Here is a 26,492-nt window from a genome sequence, read left to right as displayed (position 1 = left end):
GCGGTGGTCCCACCTGACCCCATGCCGAACTCAGAAGTGAAACGCCGTAGCGCCGATGGTAGTGTGGGGTCTCCCCATGTGAGAGTAGGGAACTGCCAGGCATCAATTAAGAAGAACCCCGTACCGTAAGGTGCGGGGTTTTTTGCTTTTGTTTTTCTCCCTCTCCCTGAAACTTTCTCACCTTCGACTTGCAGGCTCGACATTCATACCATTTCTGGGTATCGTTAGCTGTCTGGATGTCTAAACGTTTATACGTATATTGTGAGGAAGTAAGGTTATGCCGATTCGGGTGCAGGACGAGCTACCAGCCGTCAATTTCTTACGTGAAGAGAACGTCTTCGTGATGACGGCTTCACGCGCGACAGGTCAGGAAATTCGCCCGCTGAAGGTTCTCATCCTCAACCTGATGCCGAAAAAGATTGAGACGGAGAATCAGTTTCTGCGTCTGCTGTCGAACTCCCCGCTGCAGGTCGATATTCAACTGCTGCGTATTGATGCCCGCGAGTCACGTAACACGCCCTCTGAGCATCTGAATAACTTCTACTGTAACTTCGAAGATATTCGGGGGGAAAACTTCGACGGACTGATTGTGACAGGCGCGCCGCTCGGTCTGGTTGAATTTAACGATGTTGCTTACTGGCCGCAGATCAAACAGGTGCTGGAGTGGGCAAAAGATCACGTCACGTCAACGCTGTTTGTCTGCTGGGCGGTACAGGCCGCACTCAACATTCTCTACGGTATTCCCAAGCAAACCCGCACTCAAAAGCTCTCCGGCGTATACGAACACCACATTCTTCATCCACACGCGCTGCTGACGCGTGGTTTTGATGACACCTTCCTGGCCCCGCATTCCCGCTACGCCGATTTTCCGGCCCAGCTGATTCGTGATTACACCGATCTGGAGATCCTGGCCGAAACGGAAGACGGGGATGCCTACCTGTTTGCCAGTAAAGACAAACGTATCGCGTTCGTTACCGGTCATCCTGAGTATGATCCCGATACTCTCGCATCAGAGTATTTCCGTGATGTCGAAGCGGGTCTTAATCCGGATATCCCGTACAACTATTTCCCGAAAAATGATCCGCAAAACAAACCAGGAGCCACCTGGCGCAGCCACGGAAATCTGCTGTTCACTAACTGGCTCAACTATTACGTCTACCAGATTACGCCGTACGATCTTCGCCACATGAATCCGACGCTGGAGTAATCGTCTGCATTAAACGATCCTAAAGCGTTTCAGCTATTCAGATCAGGCACCTTCGGGTGCCTTTTTTATTTCCGAAATCCTGTTCAAAATACCAGGAAACTTTAACTCTATATTAATCATCATGTTGCGCTGTAATTAAAATTAAAATGGAAATTGTTTTTGATTTTGGAAAAATTATAGATAGTCTTAATTCTGCTGAGCGAAAACTACACAACGATCTTTCGTTCGCATTGGGGGCGTGATTTTGGATCTTTGATGAGGAGCAGAACGATGACTCAACAGGCAACCACGGTCGATGAATTGACCTTTACCCAGCCGAATGGTGAGCAAGAACAGCAGGTTTTGACGGCCGAAGCGGTAGAGTTTCTGACTGAGCTGGTGACCCGCTTTACGCCGCAGCGCAATAAGCTGCTGGCGGCACGCATTCACCAACAGCAGGAAATCGATAACGGCAAGTTGCCAGGATTTATTTCGGAAACTGCTTCCATTCGTCGTGGTGAGTGGAAAATCCGCGGCATTCCTGAAGATTTACAGGATCGTCGCGTTGAGATCACTGGTCCGGTAGAGCGCAAAATGGTGATCAACGCCATGAACGCCAACGTTAAAGTCTTTATGGCCGATTTTGAAGACTCGCTGGCCCCGGACTGGAACAAAGTTATCGACGGGCAGATCAACCTGCGCGATGCCGTCAACGGCACTATCAGCTACACCAACGAAGCCGGGAAAATCTACCAGCTCAAACCGAATCCGGCGGTGCTGATCTGTCGCGTACGAGGTCTGCACCTGCCTGAAAAACATGTCACATGGCGTGGAGAAGCCATTCCGGGCAGCCTGTTTGATTTCGCACTCTATTTCTTCCATAACTACAAAAACCTGCTGGCAAAAGGTAGCGGTCCCTATTTCTATCTGCCAAAAACGCAGGCCTGGCAGGAAGCCGCCTGGTGGAGCGAAGTATTTAGCTACGCGGAAGATCGATTCAACCTGCCGCGCGGCACGATCAAGGCCACGCTGCTGATTGAAACGCTGCCCGCCGTGTTCCAGATGAATGAAATTCTGCATGCCCTGCGCGACCACATTGTCGGCCTGAACTGCGGACGCTGGGACTATATCTTCAGCTACATCAAAACCCTGAAAAATTATCCCGACCGCGTGCTGCCGGACCGCCAGGTCGTGACCATGGATAAACCCTTCCTGAGCGCCTATTCGCGTCTGCTGATTAAAACCTGCCACAAGCGCGGTGCCTTTGCGATGGGCGGCATGGCGGCCTTTATTCCGAGCAAAGACGCGGAGCGCAATAATCAGGTGCTCAACAAGGTGAAAGCCGATAAAGAGCTGGAAGCCCGTAACGGTCACGACGGCACGTGGATTGCCCATCCGGGCCTGGCCGATACGGCGATGGAGGTCTTCAATCGCGTACTCGGCGATAACAAAAATCAGCTGTTTGTCACGCGCGAAGAAGATGCCCCAACGGCTGAAGAACAGCTGCTGGCACCGTGCGCGGGCGAGCGAACGGAAGAGGGGATGCGTGCCAATATTCGCGTCGCGGTCCAGTACATCGAAGCGTGGATCTCCGGCAACGGCTGCGTGCCTATCTACGGCCTGATGGAAGATGCTGCCACGGCGGAAATTTCGCGCACCTCTATCTGGCAGTGGATCCACCATCAAAAAACGCTCAGCAACGGCAAGCCGGTCACCAAAGCCCTGTTCCGTCAGATGCTGGCCGAAGAGATGCGGGTCATCCAGGACGAGCTGGGCGAACACCGCTTCAGCAGCGGACGCTTTGACGACGCAGCGCGCCTGATGGAGCAAATCACCACATCAGATGACTTAATCGACTTCCTGACCCTGCCGGGCTACCGCTTCCTGGCGTAACTCACCACATAACAATATGGAGCATCTGCACATGAAAACCCGTACCCAACAAATCGAAGAATTAAAGAAAGAGTGGACTCAACCGCGCTGGGAAGGCATCCGCCGTCCTTACAGCGCGGAGGACGTGGTGAAATTACGCGGCTCGGTCAACCCGGAATGCACGCTGGCACAGAACGGTGCGGCGAAAATGTGGAAGCTGCTGCACGGTGGCTCCAAAAAGGGTTATATCAACAGCCTCGGTGCGCTGACCGGCGGCCAGGCATTGCAGCAGGCGAAGGCCGGCATAGAAGCCATTTACCTTTCCGGCTGGCAGGTCGCGGCGGACGCCAACCTGGCCTCCAGCATGTATCCGGATCAATCTCTTTATCCGGCCAACTCGGTACCGTCGGTGGTGGATCGGATCAACAATACCTTCCGCCGCGCGGATCAGATCCAGTGGGCCGCAGGCATTGAGCCCAACGATCCGCGTTTTATTGATTACTTCCTGCCGATCGTGGCGGATGCGGAAGCGGGCTTCGGCGGCGTGCTGAACGCCTTCGAACTGATGAAATCGATGATTGAGGCCGGTGCAGCGGCCGTTCACTTCGAAGACCAGCTGGCGTCGGTGAAGAAGTGCGGGCATATGGGCGGAAAAGTTCTCGTCCCGACCCAGGAAGCGATTCAGAAGCTGGTTGCCGCGCGTCTCGCTGCTGACGTGCTCGGCGTGCCGACGCTGGTGATTGCCCGTACCGATGCGGATGCGGCAGACCTGATCACCTCTGACTGCGATCCGTACGACAGCGAATTTATTACCGGCGAGCGCACCAGCGAGGGGTTCTATCGCACGCATGCCGGTATCGAACAGGCCATCAGCCGCGGTTTGGCATATGCCCCTTACGCCGACCTGGTCTGGTGTGAAACGTCCACGCCGGATCTGGCGCTGGCGAAGCGCTTTGCCGATGCGATTCATGCGAAATACCCGGGCAAACTGCTGGCCTACAACTGTTCGCCGTCCTTCAACTGGCAGAAAAAGCTGGATGACAAAACCATCGCCAGCTTCCAGCAGCAGCTGTCGGATATGGGCTACAAGTACCAGTTCATCACCCTGGCAGGCATCCACAGCATGTGGTTCAACATGTTCGACCTGGCGCACGCTTACGCGCAGGGGGAGGGCATGAAGCACTACGTTGAGAAGGTGCAGCAGCCGGAGTTTGCCGCTGGTAAAGACGGCTATACCTTTGTTTCTCACCAGCAGGAAGTGGGTACGGGCTACTTTGATAACGTGACGACCATCATCCAGGGAGGCACCTCATCCGTTACCGCCTTAACGGGGTCAACCGAAGAAGCACAGTTCTAAACTTTTCCCCCTCTCCCCTCCGGGGAGAGGGACGGGGTGAGGGGGAATATATGTCGCGTGGCCTGGAATTGCTGATTGCCCAAACCATTCTGCAGGGCTTTGATGCCCAGTATGGCCGTTTTCTGGAAGTGACCTCCGGCGCGCAGCAGCGCTTCGAACATGCAGACTGGCATGCGGTTCAGCAGGCCATGAAGCAGCGTATTCATCTCTATGACCATCATGTGGGTCTGGTGGTGGAGCAGCTGCGCTGTATTACCGACGGTAAAAGCCCGGACGCGGCATTTTTACTGCGCGTGAAAGAGCATTACACCCATCTGTTACCCGATTACCCTCGCTTCGAGATTGCGGAGAGCTTTTTCAACTCCGTCTATTGCCGGTTATTTGACCACCGCTCATTATCTCCTGAGCGGTTATTTATCTTCAGCTCCCAGCCTGAGCGCCGCTTCCGTACCATTCCGCGTCCGCTGGCGAAAGATTTTTTCCCCGATCGCGGGTGGGAAAAGCTCCTGCATCGCATCTTAACGGATTTGCCGCTGCGCCTGCCGTGGGAGAACAAGCTCCGGGATATCGGCTATATCCATGCGCATCTTCGTGAAACCTACGGCGAGGAGGTGCTCAGCCGCAGCCATTTGCAGGTGGCCAACGAGCTGTTCTACCGGAATAAGGCCGCCTGGCTGGTGGGCAAACTGGTTACGCCGACGGCCATTGTGCCGTTTCTGTTGCCCATTCACCGTACCGACGACGGCGAACTGTTTGTCGATACCTGCCTGACCACCAGCGCCGAGGCCAGCATCGTATTTGGCTTCGCCCGCTCCTATTTCATGGTGTACGCCCCGCTGCCTGCCGCCCTGGTGGAGTGGCTGCGCGAGATCCTGCCGGGCAAAACCACCGCCGAGCTGTATATGGCGATTGGCTGTCAGAAGCATGCCAAAACGGAAAGTTACCGGGAATACCTGCGCTATGTCACCGCGGCGGATGAGCAGTTTATCGAAGCGCCAGGTATCCGCGGCATGGTGATGCTGGTTTTCACGCTGCCGGGCTTCGACCGGGTCTTTAAGGTGATAAAAGACAAATTCGCCCCGCAGAAAGAGATGACCGCCGCGCACGTCCGCGCCTGCTATCAGCTGGTAAAAGAGCACGATCGCGTCGGGCGAATGGCCGATACCCAGGAGTTTGAAAACTTTGTGCTGGATAAGCAGCAGATCGATCCGGCGCTCATGTCGCTGTTAATGCAGGAAGCGCCGACGAAAATCACCGATCTGGGCAATAAAATAGCGATTAGCCATCTCTACATTGAGCGCCGTATGGTGCCGCTCAATATCTGGCTGGAACAGTCAGAGGGCCAGGCATTACGTGATGCCATTGAAGAGTACGGCAACGCCATCCGCCAGCTCGCCGCCGCCAATATCTTCCCTGGCGATATGCTGTTTAAAAACTTCGGCGTCACCCGTCACGGGCGAGTGGTGTTCTACGATTACGATGAAATTTGCTACATGACCGAGGTGAACTTTCGCGATATCCCGCCGCCCCGTTACCCGGAGGATGAGCTCTCCAGCGAGCCGTGGTACAGCGTTTCGCCGGGCGATGTGTTTCCCGAGGAGTTTCGCCACTGGCTGTGTGCGGACCCACGCATCGGGCCGTTATTTGAAGAAATGCATGAAGATCTGTTCCACGCCAGCTACTGGCGCGGGCTACAAACGCGGATCAAAAAGGGGCATGTGGAAGATGTGTACGCTTACCGCCGCAAGCAGCGGTTTTGTGTGCGGTTTAACGAATCCCACCGTACGCCAGCGTCACCTCTTTCGCGGCCTTAATCACCAGCGCGCCCAGCTCGGTCACCCGGTCGTCGGTCATACGTGAGATGGGGCCAGAGATGGAGATCGCAGCAAACGGCTCGCGATGTTCGTCGAAAATACAGGCCGCGAGGCAGCGCAGCCCAAGGGCATGTTCTTCGTCATCAAACGAATAGCCGCGCTTGCGGGTCAACGCCAGATCTTCTTTCAGATGCACCGGCGACACCAGCGTGGCGTGGGTGTAGGCGTGCAGCCCTTTACGGTGCAGCAGCCCCGTCACCTGCTCTTCGCTGAGCTGCGAGAGAAACGCTTTCCCCGCCCCGGAGGCGTGCATCGGCAGCTTGCCGCCAATCGGCGCGGACATGCGCATCAGCTGCGTGCACTGCACCTGGTCGATGATAATCGCCTGGTGGTCGCTCTGGTCCAGCACCGCGAGGTTGACGGTTTCGCCGGACTCCTCCATCAGCTTGCGCAGAATCGGATGCACAATCGCCAGCAGGTTACGGCTCTGCAGGAAGCTGCTGCCCACGATAAACGCATGCGCGCCCACCGCCCAGTGCCCCAGCTCGCCGACCTGGCGGACAAAACCCAACTGCTGCATGGTGGTCAGCAGGCGGTGCGTGGTGGAGTTCGGCAGACCAGCCTGCTGGGCCAGCTCCGTCAGGGCCACGCTGCCGTGCGACTCGGCTATCCACTCCAGCAGCTTCAGACCGCGCGTCAGGGATTGAACCTGTCCGCCGGGTTGTGCAACGGCGGTGGCGGCAGGTTTTCTGCCGCGTTTGGCGGGAACGGTCGCGACCATGACGATCTCCTTTTTCTGTATCGTGGAAATCATTTTCGTTTTATTTGGTGAATTTGCAACCGCTTTCCTGACTGATCGGAGGAGTGATGGTGAACATGTCTCATGTTACCGCGGCGTGACTTTTCCACCCTGCGAGATTGTGCCAGTATGGAACGCAGCCTTTTGGCCTTGTTGAGCGTTGTCGGGAGCAAGTGTGAGCAGCAAAGTAGAGCAACTGCGTGCGCAGTTAAATGAACGAATTCTGGTGCTGGACGGCGGCATGGGCACCATGATCCAGAGCTATCGTCTGAGCGAAGACGATTTCCGCAGCGAGCGCTTCGCCGACTGGCCCTGCGACCTGAAAGGAAACAATGACCTGCTGGTGTTGAGCAAACCGTCCGTCATCAGGGATATCCACAATGCCTACTTTGAAGCGGGTGCGGATATCGTTGAAACTAACACCTTCAACTCGACAACCATCGCCATGGCGGATTACCAGATGGAATCCCTGTCGGCGGAGATCAACTATGAGGCGGCCAGGCTCGCTCGCGCCTGTGCCGACGAGTGGACGGCCCGCACGCCGGACAAGCCGCGCTACGTTGCCGGGGTGCTGGGCCCGACCAACCGCACCGCGTCGATTTCACCGGACGTCAACGACCCGGCGTTTCGTAATATCACTTTTGACCAGCTGGTTACGGCGTATCGTGAATCGACCAAAGCGCTGGTGGAAGGCGGTTCCGATCTGATCCTGATTGAAACGGTGTTCGATACCCTCAACGCCAAAGCCGCGATATACGCGGTGAAAGAGGAGTTTGAGGCGCTGGGCGTTGACCTGCCGATCATGATCTCCGGCACCATCACCGACGCCTCCGGGCGTACCCTGTCCGGCCAGACAACCGAAGCGTTTTATAACTCCCTGCGCCACGCCGACGCGCTCTCCTTCGGCCTGAACTGCGCGCTGGGGCCGGACGAACTGCGCCAGTACGTGCAGGAGCTTTCGCGCATCGCCGAATGCTACGTTACCGCGCATCCGAACGCCGGTCTGCCGAACGCGTTTGGCGAGTACGATCTGGATGCTGACACCATGGCGGCGCAAATCCGCGAGTGGGCCGAGTCAGGCTTCCTGAACATCGTCGGCGGCTGCTGCGGCACCACGCCGGAGCACATCGCTGCCATGAGCAACGCCGTCGCCGGGCTGCCACCGCGCAAGTTGCCCGAGCTGCCGGTTGCCTGTCGCCTCTCCGGCCTTGAGCCGTTGACCATCGGCGAAGACAGCCTGTTTGTGAACGTGGGTGAACGTACCAACGTCACCGGTTCCGCGAAGTTCAAGCGCCTGATCAAAGAAGAGAAGTACAGCGAAGCGCTGGACGTCGCCCGCCAGCAGGTGGAAAGCGGGGCGCAGATTATCGATATCAACATGGACGAGGGGATGCTTGACGCCGAAGCGGCGATGGTGCGTTTCCTCAACCTGATTGCCGGTGAGCCGGATATCGCCCGCGTGCCGATCATGATTGACTCCTCCAAGTGGGAGGTCATCGAAAAAGGGCTGAAGTGCATTCAGGGCAAAGGCATCGTTAACTCCATCTCGATGAAAGAGGGCGTGGATATCTTTATCCACCACGCGAAGATGGTGCGCCGCTACGGTGCGGCCGTGGTGGTGATGGCCTTCGATGAAGTGGGCCAGGCCGACACCCGCGAGCGCAAAATTGAGATATGCCGCCGCGCGTACAAAATCCTGACCGAAGAGGTGGGCTTCCCGCCGGAAGACATTATTTTCGACCCGAACATCTTTGCCGTCGCGACTGGCATCGAAGAGCACAACAACTACGCCCAGGACTTTATCGGCGCGTGTGAAGACATCAAGCGCGAGCTGCCGCATGCGCTGATCTCCGGCGGCGTGTCGAACGTCTCGTTCTCATTCCGCGGCAACGACCCGGTGCGTGAAGCGATCCACGCCGTGTTCCTCTACTACGCCATCCGCAATGGGATGGACATGGGCATCGTCAACGCCGGACAGTTGGCGATTTACGACGATCTGCCTGCCGAACTGCGCGATGCCGTAGAGGACGTGATCCTCAACCGTCGCGACGACGCCACCGAGCGCATGCTCGACCTGGCGGAAAAATATCGCGGCAGTAAATCGGATGAATCGGCCAATGTTCAGCAGGCCGAGTGGCGTTCCTGGGACGTGAAAAAGCGTCTGGAATACTCGCTGGTGAAAGGGATTACCGAGTTCATCGAGCAGGACACCGAGGAAGCGCGTCAGCAGGCAGCCCGCCCGATTGAGGTGATCGAAGGGCCGCTGATGGACGGCATGAACGTGGTTGGCGATCTGTTCGGCGAGGGCAAGATGTTCCTGCCGCAGGTGGTGAAATCCGCTCGCGTCATGAAGCAGGCAGTGGCTTATCTTGAACCCTTCATCGAAGCCAGCAAAGAGAAGGGCTCCAGCAACGGTAAAATGGTTATCGCCACCGTGAAGGGCGACGTGCACGACATCGGCAAAAACATTGTTGGCGTGGTGTTGCAGTGCAATAACTACGAAATTATCGACCTTGGCGTGATGGTTCCGGCGGATAAAATCCTCAAGACCGCGCGCGAAGTGAACGCCGATCTGATTGGCCTCTCCGGCCTGATTACGCCGTCGCTCGACGAAATGGTCAACGTGGCAAAAGAGATGGAGCGTCAGGGCTTCACCATTCCGCTGCTGATTGGCGGGGCGACCACCTCGAAAGCGCACACGGCAGTGAAGATCGAGCAGAACTACAGCGGACCGACGGTTTACGTGCAGAACGCCTCGCGCACGGTGGGCGTGGTTTCCGCACTGCTCTCCGAGACTCAGCGCGACGATTTTGTGGCGCGCACTCGCCAGGAGTACGAAACCGTTCGCGTGCAGCACGGGCGCAAAAAACCGCGCACGCCGCCGGTAACGCTCGCCGCCGCACGCGATAACGACCTGGCCTTTGACTGGACAAGCTATACGCCGCCGGTCGCGCATCGTCTGGGCGTGCAGGACGTGACGGCCAGCATCGAGACGCTGCGCAACTACATCGACTGGACGCCGTTCTTTATGACCTGGTCGCTGGCGGGCAAGTATCCGCGCATCCTGGAAGACGAGGTGGTAGGCGAAGAGGCGAAACGCCTGTTTAAAGATGCCAACGACATGCTCGACAGGCTGAGCGCAGAGAAAGCCCTCAACCCGCGCGGCGTGGTGGGGCTGTTCCCGGCGAACCGCGTGGGTGACGACGTGGAAATCTACCGCGATGAAACCCGCACCCACGTGCTGGCCGTGAGCCATCACCTGCGGCAGCAAACCGAAAAAGTGGGCTTTGCCAACTACTGCCTGGCGGATTTCGTTGCGCCGAAGCTGAGCGGGAAAGCTGACTATATCGGCGCCTTTGCGGTAACCGGCGGTCTGGAAGAAGACGCCCTGGCGGACGCGTTTGAAGCGCAACACGATGATTACAATAAGATCATGGTGAAAGCGATTGCCGACCGCCTGGCGGAAGCCTTTGCTGAATACCTGCACGAACGCGTACGTAAGGTGTACTGGGGTTACGCGGCGAATGAGAACCTCAGCAACGAGGAGCTGATCCGCGAAAACTACCAGGGGATTCGTCCGGCGCCGGGCTATCCGGCCTGTCCGGAACACACCGAAAAAGGCACTATCTGGAAACTGCTGGACGTGGAAGCGCATACCGGCATGAAGCTCACCGAGTCGTTCGCCATGTGGCCGGGCGCGTCCGTGTCGGGCTGGTACTTCAGTCATCCGGACAGCAAGTACTTCGCCGTGGCGCAGCTGCAGCGCGATCAGATCGAAGATTACGCCCTGCGCAAAGGCATGAGCGTGTCAGAGGTAGAGCGCTGGCTGGCGCCGAATTTAGGCTACGACGCGGACTAACGTCACTTTTCCTTACAACAAACAGGGCACCTCAACGGTGCCCTGTCTCTTTCTTACGTTTAAACCCTTATACTTAATCATAAAATCTATAACGATAAGGAGAACCCACTTCCGTGCTGACGTTGTTACATCTGCTTTCGGCAGTCGCACTGCTCGTATGGGGCACCCATATTGTCCGCACCGGCGTGATGCGCGTGTTCGGCGCGCGCTTACGTACCGTCCTCAGCGGCAGCGTTGAGAAGAAGCCGCTCGCCTTCTGCGCGGGGATTGGCGTCACGGCGCTGGTGCAAAGCAGCAATGCCACCACCATGCTCGTCACCTCGTTCGTGGCGCAGGATCTGGTCGCGCTCGCCCCGGCGCTGGTGATCGTGCTGGGTGCTGACGTCGGTACCGCGCTGATGGCGCGTATCCTGACGTTCGATCTCTCCTGGCTGTCGCCGCTGCTGATTTTCATTGGGGTTATCTTCTTTCTTGGCCGCAAGCAGACCCGGGCCGGGCAGCTTGGCCGCGTGGGCATTGGCCTCGGGCTGATTCTGCTGGCGCTGGAACTGATTGTGCAGGCGGTGACGCCTATCACCCAGGCGAACGGCGTGCAGGTCATCTTCGCCTCGTTGACCGGTGACATCATGCTGGATGCGCTGATCGGGGCAGTGTTTGCCATCATCAGTTACTCCAGCCTGGCCGCCGTGCTGCTGACGGCCACGCTCACCGCCGCGGGCGCGATCTCCTTCCCGGTGGCGCTGTGTCTGGTGATCGGTGCTAACCTCGGCTCTGGCCTGCTGGCGATGCTCAACAACAGCGCGGCCAATGCTGCCGCCCGTCGCGTGGCGCTGGGGAGTTTGCTGTTTAAGCTGGTGGGCAGCCTGATTATTCTGCCGTTTGTCCATCCGCTGGCAAACCTGATGGACAACCTCCCGCTGCCGAAAGCGGAGCTGGTGATCTACTTCCACGTCTTCTATAACCTGGTGCGCTGTCTGGCGATGGTGCCGTTTGCCGCGCCGATGGCCCGCTTCTGCGAGCGTCTTATCCGTGATGAACCGGAGCTGGACGCGCGCCTTAAGCCGAAGCATCTGGATACCTCCGTGCTGGACACCCCCGCGCTGGCCATCGCCAACGCCGCCCGCGAAACGCTGCGCATGGGCGACGCGATGGAAACCATGCTCGAAGGGCTGAAAAAGGTGATGCACGGCGAGCCGCGCGAGGAGAAGGAGCTGCGCAGGCTGGCGGATGACATCAACGTGCTGTATACCGCCATCAAGCTCTATCTGGCGCGTATCCCGCAGGACGAGCTGGCGGAAGAGGAGTCGCGCCGCTGGGCTGAAATCATTGAGATGTCGCTTAACCTTGAGCAGGCCTCGGACATCGTTGAGCGTATGGGCAGCGAAATCGCGGACAAATCCCTGGCCGCGCGTCGGGCGTTCTCCGTGGAAGGGCTGAAGGAGCTGGAAGCGCTGCACGAAAAGCTGGTGAGCAACCTGAAGCTGGCGATGTCGGTCTTCTTCTCCAGCGACGTACCGAGCGCGCGCCGCCTGCGCCGCAACAAGCATCGCTTCCGCATTCTTAACCGCCGATACTCGCACGCCCACGTTGAGCGTCTGCACCAGCAGAACGTGCAGAGCATCGAGACCAGCTCCCTGCACCTGGGGCTGCTGGGGGATATGAAGCGTCTTAACTCGCTGTTCTGCGCGGTGGCCTACAGCGTGATGGAACAGCCGGATGAAGACGACGAGCGGGATGAGTATTAATCTCTGAAAGCGCCTCGCAGATCCTCTCCATGAGGCGTGACCAAACTCTACTGAAAACGTAACGTCACGCCACAGGTCATAAGCAGACCTGTGGCGTGAGACAATGTAATCTTTTATGTATAAAATTTTATACAGGGATGTGGTATGCTGTCAGAAAAACCAGCAATGAGACCCATTGCATGGATGGGGAGTGCCTTCGATGATTTGCTCGGCTTCCCGGAGGAAATCCGGCGGGAAGCAGGGTATCAGCTACATCGATTACAGGCTGGATTAGAGGCGGCAGACTGGAAGCCGATCTCAGAGATTGGCAAAGGCGTTGCAGAGATACGGCTACGCGGTGACACGGGCGCATACCGAATCATCTATTTGGCTCGTTATGAGGATGCTGTTTACGTACTGCATTGCTTTAAGAAGAAAACGCAGCGGACATCAGGCCATGATAAATACATAGCAAAGGCACGTTTTCAGGCGGTGCTTGATGCTCGGAGAGGATGAAAATGGGAAGACGCGTTGATACAAAAATTCGGCATGTGACAGCTTCAGAAACGAACATTTTTGCTGAGCTGGGTTTTGAAGAAAGTGAAGCTAAACAGTTGCACGAAAGTGCCGAAAAAGAGGTTGAGCAGTTGCTTGCCATCAAGCGGCAACTGATGCAGGAAATTTCCTCGTGGATTGCGGAGAATAAACTGCGTCAGACTGACGCTGCCGCCAGGCTAAACGTCTCTCGTCCCCGCGTGTCTGATGTCGTGAACCTCAAAACCAGTAAGTTCACCCTTGATACGCTGATCATGATGTTATGTAAACTTGGAAAACCCGTCTCAGTTACGGTCGGCTAATCTTTTTTTCCAGTCCATACCTAAGGTATATTTCGCCCTTCACAGGAGAAACTATGCTGCCAACTCAATCAACCCGATTAAACAAATACATTAGCGAGAGCGGGATCTGCTCACGTCGCGAGGCGGACCGTTACATTGAACAAGGTAATGTGTTCCTCAACGGCAAACGCGCCACGATTGGTGACCAGGTGGTCCCTGGCGATGTGGTTAAAGTAAATGGTCAGGTCATCGAACCGCGTGATGCAGAAGACCTGGTGTTTATCGCGTTGAACAAACCGGTTGGGATTGTCAGCACCACGGAAGACGGAGAGCGGGACAACATCGTTGATTTCGTGAACCACAGTAGCCGCATTTTTCCGATTGGCCGTCTGGATAAAGACTCTCAGGGGCTGATTTTCCTCACCAACAACGGCGATCTGGTGAACAAAATTCTGCGTGCCGGTAACGACCACGAGAAAGAGTATATCGTTACGGTGAACAAGCCGGTGACGGACGAGTTCATTCGCGGGATGGGCGCAGGCGTGCCGATTCTGGGCACCGTGACGAAGAAGTGCAAGGTCAAAAAAGAAGCGCCGTTTGCGTTCCGTATCACGCTGGTGCAGGGCCTGAACCGCCAGATCCGTCGCATGTGCGAGTATTTTGGTTATGAAGTGACGAAGCTGGAACGTACGCGCATCATGAACGTCAGCCTGTCCGGGATCCCGCTGGGCGAGTGGCGTGACTTAACGGACGACGAGCTGATCGAGCTGTTCAAGCTTATCGAAAACTCCTCGTCCGAAGCGAAGCCGAAAGCTAAAGCCAAACCGAAAACGCAGGCGATTAAGCGTCCGGTGGTGAAGGCACCGCAGGCGGAAGAGAAAGGGCGGGGCAAGCCGGGTAACGGAAAACGCTTTACCCAGCCGGGGCGCAAAAAGAAAGGGCGCTGATTAGCGCCTTCCACGGGTTGATGTATTGGCGGACCAGGAAAAGGTCGCCTCTGCATCCGGCTTATAAGCCTGCTCTTTTTTCAGCTTGCGGGCTTTTTTTGCCGCAGCCTCACGTTGCGCCATCAGCTTGTCGATGTACTCTTTTTTAACCTGATTGGTTTCGGCGTTCGTCAGCGTGCGGCCATGGGCGATGCGGGCGCGGTCGAGAAGCGTTTTCAGTTCACGCTGCTCGGCTTCCGTCATGTCTTTCTGGGTCAATCGTGGTGTAGCCATTGCTGAAGCCTCCTGATGGGGAGGCTCCAGTGTAAAGCAAGCCGGGTTAATTAACCCTGTTTCAGCGCATCTTTTTTCGGTTGCTCATCAATCGGCTTACCGGACCAGTAGCCCGCCAGCAGCGAGCCGGACAGGTTGTGCCAGACGGAGAACAGCGCGCCCGGCAGGGCCGCCAGCGGTGAGAAGTAAATTTTACCCAGCGCCGCTGCCAGGCCGGAGTTCTGCATGCCTACCTCGATTGCCAGCGTGCGGCAGGTGGACTCGTCAAAGCCAAACAGCTTCCCGCCCCAGTATCCGCCCAGCAGGCCGATGGTGTTGTGCAGCACCACCGCGACGATCACCACAAAGCCCACCGAGGCAATGTGCGACGCGGAACCAGCCACCACGGCGCTGATGATCGCCAGAATGCAGATCATCGAAAACGCGGGCAGGTACGGCTCAACCGCTTTCACCACGCGCGGGAAAAGATGGTGAATGACCAGCCCCAGCGCAATCGGGATCACCACAATCTGCAGAATGCTAAGCAGCATGCCCATCACGTCCACCTGAATATGCGCGTCCACGTACAGGCGGGTTAACAGCGGTGTGGCAATCACGCCCACCAGCGTGGATACCGAAGAGATGGTCACGGAGAGCGCCACGTCACCTTTCGCGAGATAGATCATCACGTTAGATGCCGTACCGCTGGCGACGCTGCCCACCAGTACCATCCCGGCGGAGAGATCGGGCGGCATCTTAAAGGCCATCGCCAGCAGCCAGGCCGCGAGCGGCATCACCAGGTAGTGCAGGAAGATCCCTGCAGCCACCGGCGCCGGGCGCGACAGCACGCGTTTAAAATCGTCGATTTTCAGGTGCACGCCCATGCCGAACATAATCAGCATCAGCAGCGTGGTGACCCACGGACCAATGCCCGTGAACGTGTTAGGGGTGTAATACGCGAGTACGGAGAGCAGCAGCGCCCATAGCGGGAACAGCCGGGTGATAGCGGATAACATAGTGAATTCCTTGCAGTATTGTCGTGTTGTTTAGTTATGAAAAAGCCGGGTCTGTGCCCGGCTTATAGGTATTGTTTATCGTGCTAACGAATTTTATTCAAACAAATTCTGATGAAGTTTCTGCACCACCTGCTCGGCCTGATCGGCAGGGACCAGGAAGCAAAGGTTATAGCTGGAGGCACCGTAGCAGATCATGCGGATGTTGAACGGGTCAAGCACGCCGAACACCTCTTTGCCCACGCCGCAGGCGCGAGACAGCTTGTTACCGATGATGGCCACCAGCGCCAGGTCTTCTTCGACCTCCACGCGGCACAGCTCAGACAGCTCAATCAGCAGCGACTGCGTCAGCAGGGTGTCGCCGGTGGAGGTAGAGCCGGTGGTGTCCAGCGTCAGCGCAATGCTCACTTCGGAGGTGGTAATCAAATCTACAGAGATGTTATGGCGCGCGAGGATGCCAAACACTTCCGCCAGGAAGCCGCGGGAGTGCAGCATATTGTGGCTGTGCAGCGTGACCAGCGTCTGGCGGCGGCGCAGGGCCAGCGCGCGGAATAGCGGCGGGTTCTCGGTTTTCTTGCAGACCAGCGTCCCGCCCGCTTTTGGATCTTTACTGGAGCCAACGAAGACCGGAATATCGCTGCGCACGGCAGGCAGCAGCGTTGCCGGATGCAGCACTTTTGCACCGAAGGTGGCCATTTCAGCTGCTTCTTCAAAGGCAATCACATCAATACGTTTTGCCGCGGAAACGACGCGCGGATCGGTGGTGTAAATACCCGGCACGTCAGTCCAGATATCCACGCGCGTTGCGTGCAGGGCTTCGCCCAGCAGCGCGGCGGTGTAATCGCTGCCGCCACGGCCAAGCGTGGTCGTGCGTCCTTTCGCTTCGCTGCCGATAAAGCCCTGGGTGATCACCATGCCTTCTGCCAGGCGCGGCGCCAGCTGCTGGTTGGTGAGCTCGGCCAGCATCTCAACGTCCGGTTCAGCGCGCCCAAAACGATCGCTGGTGCGCATCACTTTACGCACGTCAAACCACTGCGCCTGAACGTTACGCTCGCGCATAATTTCAACGAACAGCAGGGTAGACATCAATTCACCGTGGCTGACCAGTTCATCGGTCAGGGCGGTAGAGGTGGCCAGGGACGCCGCTTCTGCCAGGGTGGTGATATTTTCCAGCAGGCGCTCCACTTCTTCGCGGATCACGTTCGGGTTTTGCAGACGTTCAAGAATGTCGAACTGAATTTTGCGCAGTGCATCCAGCTTCACGAAACGTTCTGTCGCTTCCAGTCCTTCAGACAGAGAAACCAGCAGGTTCGTCACGCCGGCGGATGCAGAGAGCACCACCAGGCGGGTATTCGGATCGGCCAGCACCACATCGGCGCTGCGGTTCATGGCATCGTAATCGGCCACACTGGTGCCGCCAAACTTGGCGACCACAAAACTCGTCATAACAACCTCGTGTCAGGGAATGAATAAGCGACCTTGGCACAAGAATGAAACGAAAACAGGTGCAGGCGCAAAATACGGCCCTATAAATAAAATGCGGGGGAGGTCCTGTCAATGCTGGGATTATGCGGATTTTTTATGGGGGGGTACCCCTGAGAAACAGGACTTATAACAGGCCCATATTTTATGCTCCTTTTTACCCCCTTTTGACCGACATTTCGCCACGCCGGAAGGGCGCGACAGCAGCTATACTTTTCGGGTCTTTTCACCTGCGTTTGATGCAGACCAGGGCAATGGCATAAAAACCATCACAATTTTTATTTGCAGGCGCTACAATCGACCGCAGTCACAATTCTCAAATCAGAAGAGTATTGCTAATGAAAAACATCAACCCAACGCAGACCGCTGCCTGGCAGGCACTCCAGAAACATTTTGATGAAATGAAAGACGTCACCATCGCGGATCTGTTCGCGAAAGATGCCGATCGTTTCAACAAGTTCTCCGCGACCTTCGATGACCTCATGCTGGTGGATTTCTCCAAGAACCGCATTACCGAAGAGACGCTGGCAAAACTGCAGGATCTGGCGAAAGAGACCGAGCTGGCCGACGCCATCAAATCCATGTTCTCCGGCGAGAAGATCAACCGCACCGAAGACCGTGCCGTGCTGCACGTGGCGCTGCGCAACCGTAGCAATACGCCAATCATCGTTGACGGCAAAGATGTGATGCCGGAAGTGAACGCGGTGCTGGAAAAGATGAAAACGTTCTCTGAAGCGATCATCTCCGGCAGCTGGAAAGGCTACACCGGCAAAGCGATCACCGACGTGGTTAACATCGGTATCGGCGGCTCTGACCTCGGCCCGTTCATGGTGACCGAAGCGCTGCGCCCGTACAAAAACCACCTCAATATGCACTTTGTCTCTAACGTCGATGGTACCCACATCGCCGAAGTGCTGAAAAACGTGAACCCGGAAACCACCCTGTTCCTGGTGGCGTCCAAAACCTTCACCACCCAGGAAACCATGACCAACGCCCACAGCGCGCGCGACTGGTTCCTGAAAACCGCGGGCGACGAAAAGCACGTGGCGAAACACTTTGCGGCGCTGTCCACCAACGGTAAAGCGGTAGGCGAGTTTGGCATCGATACGGCGAACATGTTCGAGTTCTGGGACTGGGTTGGCGGCCGCTACTCGCTGTGGTCTGCAATCGGTCTGTCCATCATCCTGTCCGTAGGCTTCGACAACTTCGTTGAGCTGCTCTCCGGCGCGCATGCGATGGACAAACACTTCTCCACCACCGCGCCTGAGAAAAACCTGCCGGTGCTGCTGGCGCTGATCGGGATCTGGTACAACAACTTCTTCGGCGCTGAAACTGAAGCGATCCTGCCGTACGACCAGTACATGCACCGTTTTGCGGCCTACTTCCAGCAGGGCAACATGGAATCCAACGGTAAGTACGTTGACCGTAACGGCAACGCGGTGGATTACCAGACTGGCCCGATCATCTGGGGCGAGCCGGGCACCAACGGCCAGCATGCGTTCTACCAGCTGATTCACCAGGGTACCAAAATGGTACCGTGTGATTTCATCGCCCCGGCGATCACGCACAACCCGCTGTCCGACCACCATCCGAAGCTGCTGTCTAACTTCTTCGCACAGACCGAAGCGCTGGCGTTCGGTAAATCCCGCGAAGTGGTTGAGCAGGAATACCGTGACCAGGGTAAAGATCCGGCCACGCTGGACCACGTTGTGCCGTTCAAAGTGTTCGAAGGCAACCGTCCAACCAACTCCATCCTGCTGCGCGAAATCACCCCGTTCAGCCTGGGCGCGCTGATTGCGCTGTACGAGCACAAGATCTTCACCCAGGGCGCGATCCTGAACATCTTCACCTTTGACCAGTGGGGCGTTGAGCTGGGCAAACAGCTGGCAAACCGCATTCTGCCAGAGCTGGGTGACGATAAAGCCATCGACAGCCACGACAGCTCCACCAATGGTTTGATTAACCGTTATAAAGCATGGCGTGCGTAATTAATATGTCATGAAAAATGCCGGCGATATGCCGGCATTTTTTTATCGGATAATTCCTGATGTCTGTTAGTTAACTCAAATTCTGACTCTGAGTTTAATCTGAAAAAGGCGGTTAACCTGCTAATTGCTGCGGTTTATTTTAAGAAAATACGTAGAGCTAAGATAATAAGAATATATTATAATTTATTGATTTTTATCGATTATTTATTTCAAATATTTGTTTTTCGTTTCTGTTTTATCCATTAGTCCGAAAACCGTCCCCCTATTTCCCCCCACGGTAAACCCTCTGCTGTAGTTGTGTATACTCGATTCCGCCTGAATTTCTTTTCGGGCAAATCTCCATTCATTCATTGAAGGGAAATTGTTATGAAGAAAGTACTGTATGGCATTTTTGCCATATCTGCACTTGCGGCGACGTCTGTCTATGCAGCTCCGGTCCAGGTCGGGGAAGCAGCAGGGTCGGCAGCGACGTCTGCGTCTGCGGGAAGTTCTACCGCAGCCAGCACCAGCACCGTAAGTTCAGCCGTGGGTGTCGCGCTGGCGGCAACCGGTGGCGGTGATGGCTCCAATACCGGAACCACGACCACTACGACAACCAGCACCCAGTAATACAGGGTGTTTTAATCATAACCACACTTCGGTGTGGTTATTTCGCCCCTTCGGAGAAGAGTCGTGAAGCGACCTGCAATCATTCTGATTTGCCTGCTGTTGCAGGCGTGCTCAGCCACCACCAAAGGGCTGGGACATTCACTGTGGGAAAGCCTGTTCGGCACGCCGGGCGTTCATCTGACCGATGACGAACTTCAGAACATGCCGTACGCCAGCCAGTACATGCAGCTAAACGATGGCCCGCAGCTGTTTGTGGTGCTCGCTTTCGATGAAAACGGGCAGCAGAAATGGGTGACGCAGGATCAGGCCACCATCGTCACGCAGCATGCCCGAATCGTGAAAACGCTGCTCGGCGGCGACAACTTGCTCGAAGTGAATAATCTCGCCGAAGACCCGCTCATCAAGCCAAATCAGATCGTCGACGGCGCAAGCTGGACGCGCACGATGGGCTGGACCGAGCATAAGCAGGTGCGCTACGCCACGGCCCGCTCCACCTTCCGCTGGGACGGTACGGACAACGTGAAAGTCGGCAGCGACGAAACTCAGGTGCGCGTATTGGATGAGAAGGTGACAACCGACCAGGCCACCTGGCATAACCGCTTCTGGATCGACGAGGATGGGCAGATCCGTCAGTCCTTGCAGTATCTCGGTGCCGGTTTCTTCCCGGTGAAAACCACCCTGATCAAGGCGGCGAAATCATGAAAACGCTCATCCACGCTGCGCTTCTCGCCAGCCTTGCCGCGCCGCTGGCATGGTCCGCAGGAACGGTAAAGGTCTACACGCCGGACAGTGAAAAACCCAAAACCTTAACCAACGCCGAGCATCTGCTCGATCTCGTCGGGCAGCCAAGGCTTGCCAACAGCTGGTGGCCGGGAGCGGTGATCGGCGAGCGTCAGGCGACGGTTAAGGCGGAGCAGGAACACCGTGCCCTGCTGGCCCGCCTGACGAGCCTGGCGGAGCAGGAAGACGGCGACGATGCCGCGGCCATTAACAGCGTTCGCCAGCAGCTTCAGGCGCTGAAGGTGACAGGCCGCCAGAAAGTTAATCTTGATCCAGATGAAGTGCGCGTCACTGAAAAGGGCAACCCCACGCTTGAAGGGATGTACACCCTCTGGCTTCCGGTGAAGCCGACGACGGTGACCGTGATGGGGCTTATCAGCAGCCCCGGTAAAAAGCCCTTTACGCCCGGTCGCGACGTGGCGAGCTATCTCGACGAACAAAGCCTGCTGAGCGGCGCGGATAACAGCTACGCATGGATTATTTATCCAGACGGGCATACGCAAAAAGCGCCGGTGGCGTACTGGAATAAACGCCATATCGAACCCATGCCGGGCAGCATCATTTTTGTCGGTTTTGCCGACCATTTCTGGACGAAGGCATATGACGGGCTTAACGCCGATATCCTTCACTCCCTGACACAGCGGATACCGGAAGAATGAAAAGAACCTATCTCTACAGCATGCTGGCGCTCTGCGTAAGCGCCGCCTGCCATGCAGAAACGTATCCGGCACCTGTTGGCCCGTCTCAGTCAGACTTCGGCGGCGTCGGTTTACTGCAAACGCCTACCGCGCGCATGGCGCGTGAAGGGGAAATTAGCCTTAACTACCGCGATAACGACCAGTATCGCTACTATTCTGCCTCCGTACAGCTTTTCCCGTGGCTTGAAACCACGCTGCGCTACACCGACGTGCGTACGAAACAGTACAGCAGCGTCGACGCCTTCTCCGGCGATCAGACCTACAAAGATAAAGCCTTCGACGTCAAGCTGCGCCTGTGGGAAGAGAGCTACTGGATGCCGCAGGTCTCCGTGGGTGCAAAAGATATCGGCGGTACCGGCCTGTTCGACGCGGAATACATCGTGGCCAGCAAGGCCTGGGGACCGTTTGATTTTTCTCTCGGTCTTGGCTGGGGCTATCTCGGCACCAGCGGCAACGTTAAAAACCCGTTCTGTACCTACAGCGATAAATACTGCTACCGCGATAACAGCTACAAGAAAGCCGGTTCCATCAACGGCGACCAGATGTTCCACGGCCCGGCCTCGCTGTTCGGTGGTGTGGAATACCAGACGCCGTGGCAGCCGCTGCGCCTGAAGCTGGAGTACGAAGGGAACGACTACTCGCAGGACTTCGCCGGGAAGATTGAGCAGAAGAGCAAGTTTAACGTCGGCGCCATTTATCGCGTCACCGACTGGGCCGACGTTAACCTCAGCTACGAGCGTGGCAACACGGTGATGTTTGGCTTCACGCTGCGCACCAACTTCAACGACATGCGGCCGCACTACAACGATAACGCGCGGCCTGCCTACCGGCCGGAGCCGCAGGATGCGATTCTGCAGCACTCCGTGGTGGCAAACCAGCTGACGCTGTTGAAATACAACGCCGGTCTGGCCGATCCGAAAATTCAGGTGAAAGGCGATACGCTGTACGTCACCGGCGAGCAGGTGAAATACCGCGACTCGCGGGAAGGGATCGAACGCGCCAACCGGATCGTGATGAACGATCTCCCGGACGGGATCCGCACGATCCGCGTGACGGAGAACCGCCTGAATCTGCCGCAGGTCACCACCGAAACCGATGTCGCCAGCCTCAAGCGCCATCTTGAAGGCGAACCGCTCGGGCATGAAACCGAGCTGGTGCAAAAACGCGTAGAGCCGATCGTGCCGGAAACCACCGAGCAGGGCTGGTATATCGATAAATCGCGCTTTGATTTCCATATCGATCCGGTACTGAACCAGTCCGTCGGCGGGCCGGAAAACTTCTACATGTATCAGCTGGGTGCGATGGCGACGGCGGATCTGTGGGTCACCGACCACCTGCTGACCACCGGCAGCCTGTTCGGCAACATTGCGAACAATTACGACAAGTTTAACTACACGAACCCGCCGAACGACTCGAAGCTGCCGCGCGTGCGTACCCGCGTGCGTGAATACGTGCAGAACGATGTCTACGTGAATAACCTGCAGGCCAACTACTTCCAGTACTTCGGCAACGGCTTCTACGGCCAGGTTTACGGAGGCTACCTGGAGACTATGTTCGGCGGCGCGGGGGCGGAGGTGCTGTATCGTCCCGTCGACAGCAACTGGGCGTTCGGGATTGATGCCAACTACGTTAAGCAGCGTGACTGGCGCAGCGCGCAGGACATGATGAAGTTCACCGACTACAGCGTCAAAACCGGCCACCTGACCGCCTACTGGACGCCTTCGTTCGCGCAGGACGTGCTGGTGAAAGCCAGCGTCGGCCAGTATCTGGCGGGCGACAAGGGCGGCACGCTGGATATCTCCAAACACTTCGACAGCGGCGTCGTGGTGGGGGGCTACGCCACCATCACCAACGTCTCGCCGGACGAGTACGGGGAAGGGGACTTCACCAAAGGGGTTTACGTGTCGATTCCGCTGGATCTGTTCTCATCCGGTCCGACTCGCAGCCGTGCGGCAGTAGGCTGGACGCCGCTGACGCGTGACGGTGGTCAGCAGCTTGGGCGTAAGTTCCAGCTGTACGACATGACCAGCGATAAGAACATTAACTTCCGCTGATGCTTCACGCCGGGCGGCACTGCGCTTACCGGGCCTACGGTTTTTGTAGGCCCGGTAAGCGCAGCGCCAGCGGGCGAATGCGCCAAACATAAACAAAAAATATAGATCTCCGTCACATTTTTGCGTTATACAGGAATCTCGTCCTGGAGAATGAGGTGCTGTATGACATCCCTGACTCGCCCGCGCGTTGAGTTTATCTCAACGATACTCCAGACCGTGCTGAACCTCGGTCTGCTGAGCCTTGGCCTGATCCTGGTCGTCTTTCTCGGCAAAGAGACGGTGCATCTGGCGGATGTGCTGTTCGCCCCTGAGCAAACCAGCAAATATGCGCTGGTGGAAGGCCTGGTGGTCTACTTTCTCTACTTTGAATTTATTGCCCTGATTGTGAAGTACTTCCAGTCCGGCTTTCACTTCCCGCTGCGCTATTTTGTTTACATTGGCATCACCGCCATTGTGCGGCTGATCATTGTCGATCATAAATCCCCGCTCGACGTGCTGATCTACTCGGCGGCGATCCTGCTGCTGGTGATCACCCTCTGGCTGTGTAATTCGAAGCGGCTGAAACGCGAATAAAAAAAGGGCGCTCCGAAGAGCGCCTAACAACAGTCACAAGTTGGGTCAATACAATACGTCTAAAGTTGAGGGTTGCAGTGGCATAACAAATGAAACTTAACCTTTCACGCCGCCCGCCGTCAGGCCATTCACCAGCCAGCGCTGGGCCAGCAGGAACACCACGGTAATCGGGATGGCAGACAGTACGGCGGCCGCGGCAAAGTCGCCCCACAGGTAGTTTTGCGGGTTGAGGTATTGCTGCATACCTACGGCCAGGGTGTAGCTGTTCACATCGCGCAGTAACAGTGAGGCGACCGGTACTTCGGTGATCGCCGCGATAAACGACAGGATAAACACCACCGCCAGAATCGGCACGGACAGCGGCAGCAGCACCAGACGGAACGCCTGCCACGGGGTAGCGCCATCCAGCGACGCCGCCTCTTCCAGCGAGCCGTCGATGGTTTCGAAATAGCCTTTAATGGTCCACACGTGCAGGGCAATACCGCCGAGATAGGCAAAGATCACGCCGCCGTGGGTATTCAGACCGATAAACGGCACGTACTGGCCCAGACGGTCAAACAGGGCATACAGCGCCACCAGCGACAGCACCGCCGGGAACATCTGGAAAATCAGCATGCCTTTCAGCAGCGTTGCTTTGCCCGGGAAGCGCATGCGGGCGAAGGCATAAGCACAGGTGGTGGAGAGCGTCACGATGCCGATCGCAGTGATGGTTGCTACCTTCACCGAGTTCCACAGCCACAGCAGCACCGGGAACGGCGGCGGGGTGACGCGGCCATCGGCGTGCTCCACGCTGAAGCCCAGCGCGAGCTTCCAGTGCTCCCAGGAGATTTCATCCGGGATCAGGCTCCCGGTCGCAAAGTTACCCGAGCGCAGGGAGATGGCGATAACCATCAGCAGCGGGAACATGATGGCCGCGATGAAAATCAGCAGGCCTAAGTGCGTCGCGAGGAGGCGCAGCTTCTGAGATTTGGGTTGTACCATTGCCATGTTCAGTGCCCTCCTTAGTCAAATTTCATACGTGTGGCTTTCAGGTTCACAATCGCCAGAGCGCCAACCAGCAGGAAGATCAGGGTGGCAATCGCCGCCGCCAGACCAAAGTCCTGGCCGCCGCCGCCTTCAAAGGCGATACGGTAGGTGTAGCTCACGAGCAGGTCGGTATAGCCTGCCGGCGTGGTGGCGCCGAGACGGTCCGGGCCGCCGTTGGTCAACAGCTGAATCAGCACGAAGTTATTAAAGTTAAAGGCGAAGCTGGCAATCATCAGCGGCGTCAGCGGCTTAATAAGCAGCGGCAGCGTAATTTTAAAGAAGTTCTGGAACGGACCCGCGCCGTCCATCGCCGAGGCTTCATACAGATCGTCCGGAATCGCCTTCAGCAGCCCCATGCACAGGATCATCATGTACGGATAGCCCAGCCAGGTGTTGACGATGATAATCATCGAGCGGGCGGTGGTCGGGTCGCTGAACCAGGCCGGTTTGATACCGAACAGCGCGCTCAGCATCATGTTGATTTCACCGAAGCTCTGGTTAAACAGCCCTTTGAAAATCAGAATCGAGATAAACGACGGCACGGCGTAAGGCAGAATCAGCAGCACGCGGTAAATCGCTTTGCCTTTCAGGGACTCCCACTGCACGAGGCAGGCCAGCACCATGCCTACTGCAACGGTCAGGATCACCGTCAGCACCGAGAAGACCACCGTCCAGACGAAGATGGCGAAGAACGGCTTCTGGATGCCTTCGTCGGTAAACACGCGGGTAAAGTTGTCCCAGCCGATGGTGACGGTATAGCCAGGGCTGAGCTTGTCATCACCCCATTTGCCATCGGCCGTTATGGACTGATAGAAACCAATGTCGTTATTCGGACGGTACTTCACGCCGCTCTGGTTGTTGGTCAGCGTGCCGTCATCCGCCAGGGTATAAAGCGGCTGCGTGCCGGAGAACTGGCGCAGCGAGCTCATGGTCACTTTGCTTTCATCGGGCAGCACGGCGGTGAGCTGGGTCAGCGCCTGGCGATTCTGGGTAATGATACGCAGGTTCGCACGTTCACCCTCCGGCAGGGCCGCGGCCTCTTTTAAGACCAGCTTCTGCTCGCCGCCAAATTTGAACGCGTCGGAAAGATAGTTTTTGCCGCTCTCACCGTCAGTGAGCGCTAACTTCCACTCGTCACCTGCAGGATACAGGCCGAAGTTAAAGGTTTTACCCGCCTGATAAGAGCGATCCAGAAGCACCTGAGTGGCGCGCTCCTGCGCGAGCTGGTTAGTGCTGCTGTAGTTGGTGAACGCAATGGCGATGGTGCAGATCAGCGGGAACAGGACAAACAGCCCCATCCCGGCCACGCCCGGGTAGACATAGCGCCAGGCATAGGCTTTACGGTTGGCGAAAATATACAGGCCAGCAGAGCTTAAGATCAGCGTCATGATGGCGAACAGATATTCCCCTTGTACGTACATTAAAACAACAAGGTAACCCACCAGCAGACACAGCAGACCGATCGCTGACCACTTCAGCGCGTCGCTTTGCCACCAGTGCTTCTTTTTAATGACATCCATGGGGTTCTTCCTCTACAACGGTGGAAACTTTTCGTCAGGTGGCGCTGCGCTTACCTGACCTACGGATCGTGCCGTAGTCGTAGGGCGGGTAAGCGCACGCGCC

At 56.8% G+C, this 26,492-nt stretch carries 21 protein-coding genes and 1 rRNA gene; 16 read left to right on the top strand and 6 right to left on the bottom strand.

Annotation, left to right across the window (positions count from 1 at the left end):
• The 5 genes from rrf to aceK form a co-directional block, all read left to right on the top strand.
• Positions 1–101, top strand: a 5S ribosomal RNA gene (rrf, locus tag A6013_RS21150); the annotation flags it as partial.
• Positions 102–277: 176 nt separating this feature from the next.
• Positions 278–1,207, top strand: a complete 930-nt coding sequence (gene metA / locus A6013_RS21145; protein WP_048957448.1) for a homoserine O-succinyltransferase — start codon at positions 278–280, stop codon at positions 1,205–1,207.
• A 270-nt stretch (positions 1,208–1,477) separates the two neighbouring features.
• Positions 1,478–3,079: a malate synthase A gene (aceB, locus tag A6013_RS21140; RefSeq protein WP_047362605.1), complete on the top strand. Its 1,602-nt coding sequence runs from the start codon at positions 1,478–1,480 to the stop codon at positions 3,077–3,079.
• Between the two features lie 31 nt (positions 3,080–3,110).
• Positions 3,111–4,415 (top strand): isocitrate lyase, encoded by a 1,305-nt coding sequence (gene aceA / locus A6013_RS21135; RefSeq protein ID WP_041911582.1) that lies wholly within the window; start codon positions 3,111–3,113, stop codon positions 4,413–4,415.
• A gap of 50 nt (positions 4,416–4,465) precedes the next feature.
• Positions 4,466–6,229 (top strand): bifunctional isocitrate dehydrogenase kinase/phosphatase, encoded by a 1,764-nt coding sequence (gene aceK / locus A6013_RS21130; RefSeq protein WP_047366834.1) that lies wholly within the window; start codon positions 4,466–4,468, stop codon positions 6,227–6,229.
• Here the strand turns inward: aceK and iclR are convergent.
• Entirely contained in the window at positions 6,183–7,010 is an 828-nt protein-coding gene (gene iclR / locus A6013_RS21125) for a glyoxylate bypass operon transcriptional repressor IclR (protein ID WP_139128236.1), read from the bottom strand. The genes aceK and iclR overlap by 47 nt on opposite strands.
• 193 nt (positions 7,011–7,203) lie before the next feature.
• Between iclR and metH the strand changes: the two genes are divergently transcribed.
• The 5 genes from metH to rluF all read left to right on the top strand — a co-directional run bounded on the left by metH (position 7,204) and on the right by rluF (position 14,394).
• Entirely contained in the window at positions 7,204–10,887 is a 3,684-nt protein-coding gene (gene metH / locus A6013_RS21120; protein ID WP_069733699.1) for a methionine synthase, read from the top strand.
• 113 nt (positions 10,888–11,000) lie between these two features.
• Complete coding sequence (locus A6013_RS21115) at positions 11,001–12,632, top strand: Na/Pi cotransporter family protein (protein ID WP_041911578.1); 1,632 nt, start codon at positions 11,001–11,003, stop codon at positions 12,630–12,632.
• Between the two features lie 144 nt (positions 12,633–12,776).
• Positions 12,777–13,127 carry a type II toxin-antitoxin system RelE/ParE family toxin gene (locus A6013_RS21110; protein ID WP_048959325.1) on the top strand — a complete coding sequence of 117 codons (351 nt, stop codon included), beginning with the start codon at positions 12,777–12,779 and terminating at the stop codon, positions 13,125–13,127.
• Positions 13,128–13,129: 2 nt separating this feature from the next.
• Positions 13,130–13,468, top strand: coding sequence for a helix-turn-helix domain-containing protein (locus A6013_RS21105; RefSeq protein ID WP_032655712.1), 339 nt, complete (start codon positions 13,130–13,132; stop codon positions 13,466–13,468).
• A gap of 53 nt (positions 13,469–13,521) precedes the next feature.
• On the top strand, positions 13,522–14,394 hold the full coding sequence (gene rluF, locus A6013_RS21100; RefSeq protein ID WP_069733698.1) for a 23S rRNA pseudouridine(2604) synthase RluF: 873 nt from the start codon (positions 13,522–13,524) through the stop codon (positions 14,392–14,394).
• Here rluF and A6013_RS21095 read toward each other — a convergent pair whose 3' ends face one another.
• The 3 genes from A6013_RS21095 to lysC all read right to left on the bottom strand — a co-directional run bounded on the left by A6013_RS21095 (position 14,395) and on the right by lysC (position 17,105).
• Entirely contained in the window at positions 14,395–14,667 is a 273-nt protein-coding gene (locus tag A6013_RS21095; RefSeq protein WP_003860346.1) for a DUF3811 domain-containing protein, read from the bottom strand.
• Between the two features lie 50 nt (positions 14,668–14,717).
• A complete protein-coding gene (gene panS / locus A6013_RS21090; RefSeq protein ID WP_069733697.1) occupies positions 14,718–15,662 on the bottom strand; it encodes a ketopantoate/pantoate/pantothenate transporter PanS in 945 nt (314 codons plus the stop codon).
• Positions 15,663–15,755: 93 nt separating this feature from the next.
• Positions 15,756–17,105 carry a lysine-sensitive aspartokinase 3 gene (gene lysC / locus A6013_RS21085; protein WP_041911575.1) on the bottom strand — a complete coding sequence of 450 codons (1,350 nt, stop codon included), beginning with the start codon at positions 17,103–17,105 and terminating at the stop codon, positions 15,756–15,758.
• 374 nt (positions 17,106–17,479) lie between these two features.
• Here lysC and pgi point away from each other — a divergent pair, with 374 nt between their 5' ends.
• The 6 genes from pgi (at position 17,480) to psiE (ending at position 23,843) form a co-directional block, all read left to right on the top strand.
• On the top strand, positions 17,480–19,129 hold the full coding sequence (gene pgi, locus A6013_RS21080; protein ID WP_069733696.1) for a glucose-6-phosphate isomerase: 1,650 nt from the start codon (positions 17,480–17,482) through the stop codon (positions 19,127–19,129).
• A 366-nt stretch (positions 19,130–19,495) separates the two neighbouring features.
• On the top strand, positions 19,496–19,738 hold the full coding sequence (yjbE, locus tag A6013_RS21075; protein ID WP_013095034.1) for an exopolysaccharide production protein YjbE: 243 nt from the start codon (positions 19,496–19,498) through the stop codon (positions 19,736–19,738).
• 63 nt (positions 19,739–19,801) lie between these two features.
• Positions 19,802–20,440, top strand: a complete 639-nt coding sequence (locus A6013_RS21070) for a YjbF family lipoprotein (RefSeq protein WP_028015124.1) — start codon at positions 19,802–19,804, stop codon at positions 20,438–20,440.
• Positions 20,437–21,177, top strand: coding sequence for a capsule biosynthesis GfcC D2 domain-containing protein (locus A6013_RS21065; RefSeq protein WP_083264094.1), 741 nt, complete (start codon positions 20,437–20,439; stop codon positions 21,175–21,177). The genes A6013_RS21070 and A6013_RS21065 overlap by 4 nt, the downstream gene beginning before the upstream one ends.
• Positions 21,174–23,270, top strand: a complete 2,097-nt coding sequence (locus tag A6013_RS21060; protein WP_028015126.1) for a YjbH domain-containing protein — start codon at positions 21,174–21,176, stop codon at positions 23,268–23,270. The genes A6013_RS21065 and A6013_RS21060 overlap by 4 nt, the downstream gene beginning before the upstream one ends.
• A gap of 162 nt (positions 23,271–23,432) precedes the next feature.
• The gene (gene psiE / locus A6013_RS21055) at positions 23,433–23,843 is read left to right on the top strand and encodes a phosphate-starvation-inducible protein PsiE (RefSeq protein WP_000202963.1); all 411 of its coding nucleotides are present in this window, start codon (positions 23,433–23,435) and stop codon (positions 23,841–23,843) included.
• Between the two features lie 96 nt (positions 23,844–23,939).
• Here psiE and malG read toward each other — a convergent pair whose 3' ends face one another.
• Together malG and malF are read right to left on the bottom strand one after the other, a co-directional pair.
• Positions 23,940–24,830, bottom strand: a complete 891-nt coding sequence (gene malG, locus A6013_RS21050; protein WP_006810496.1) for a maltose ABC transporter permease MalG — start codon at positions 24,828–24,830, stop codon at positions 23,940–23,942.
• Positions 24,831–24,844: 14 nt separating this feature from the next.
• The gene (gene malF, locus A6013_RS21045) at positions 24,845–26,389 is read right to left on the bottom strand and encodes a maltose ABC transporter permease MalF (protein WP_069733694.1); all 1,545 of its coding nucleotides are present in this window, start codon (positions 26,387–26,389) and stop codon (positions 24,845–24,847) included.
• Between the last annotated feature and the right edge of the window lie 103 nt (positions 26,390–26,492).

It is taken from the genome of Enterobacter sp. IF2SW-B1, assembly GCF_001743375.1.
Taxonomy (GTDB): domain Bacteria; phylum Pseudomonadota; class Gammaproteobacteria; order Enterobacterales; family Enterobacteriaceae; genus Enterobacter; species Enterobacter bugandensis.
The sequence above is the reverse complement of the archived record's forward strand: the minus strand, read 5'-3'. Positions and strand labels throughout refer to the sequence as shown.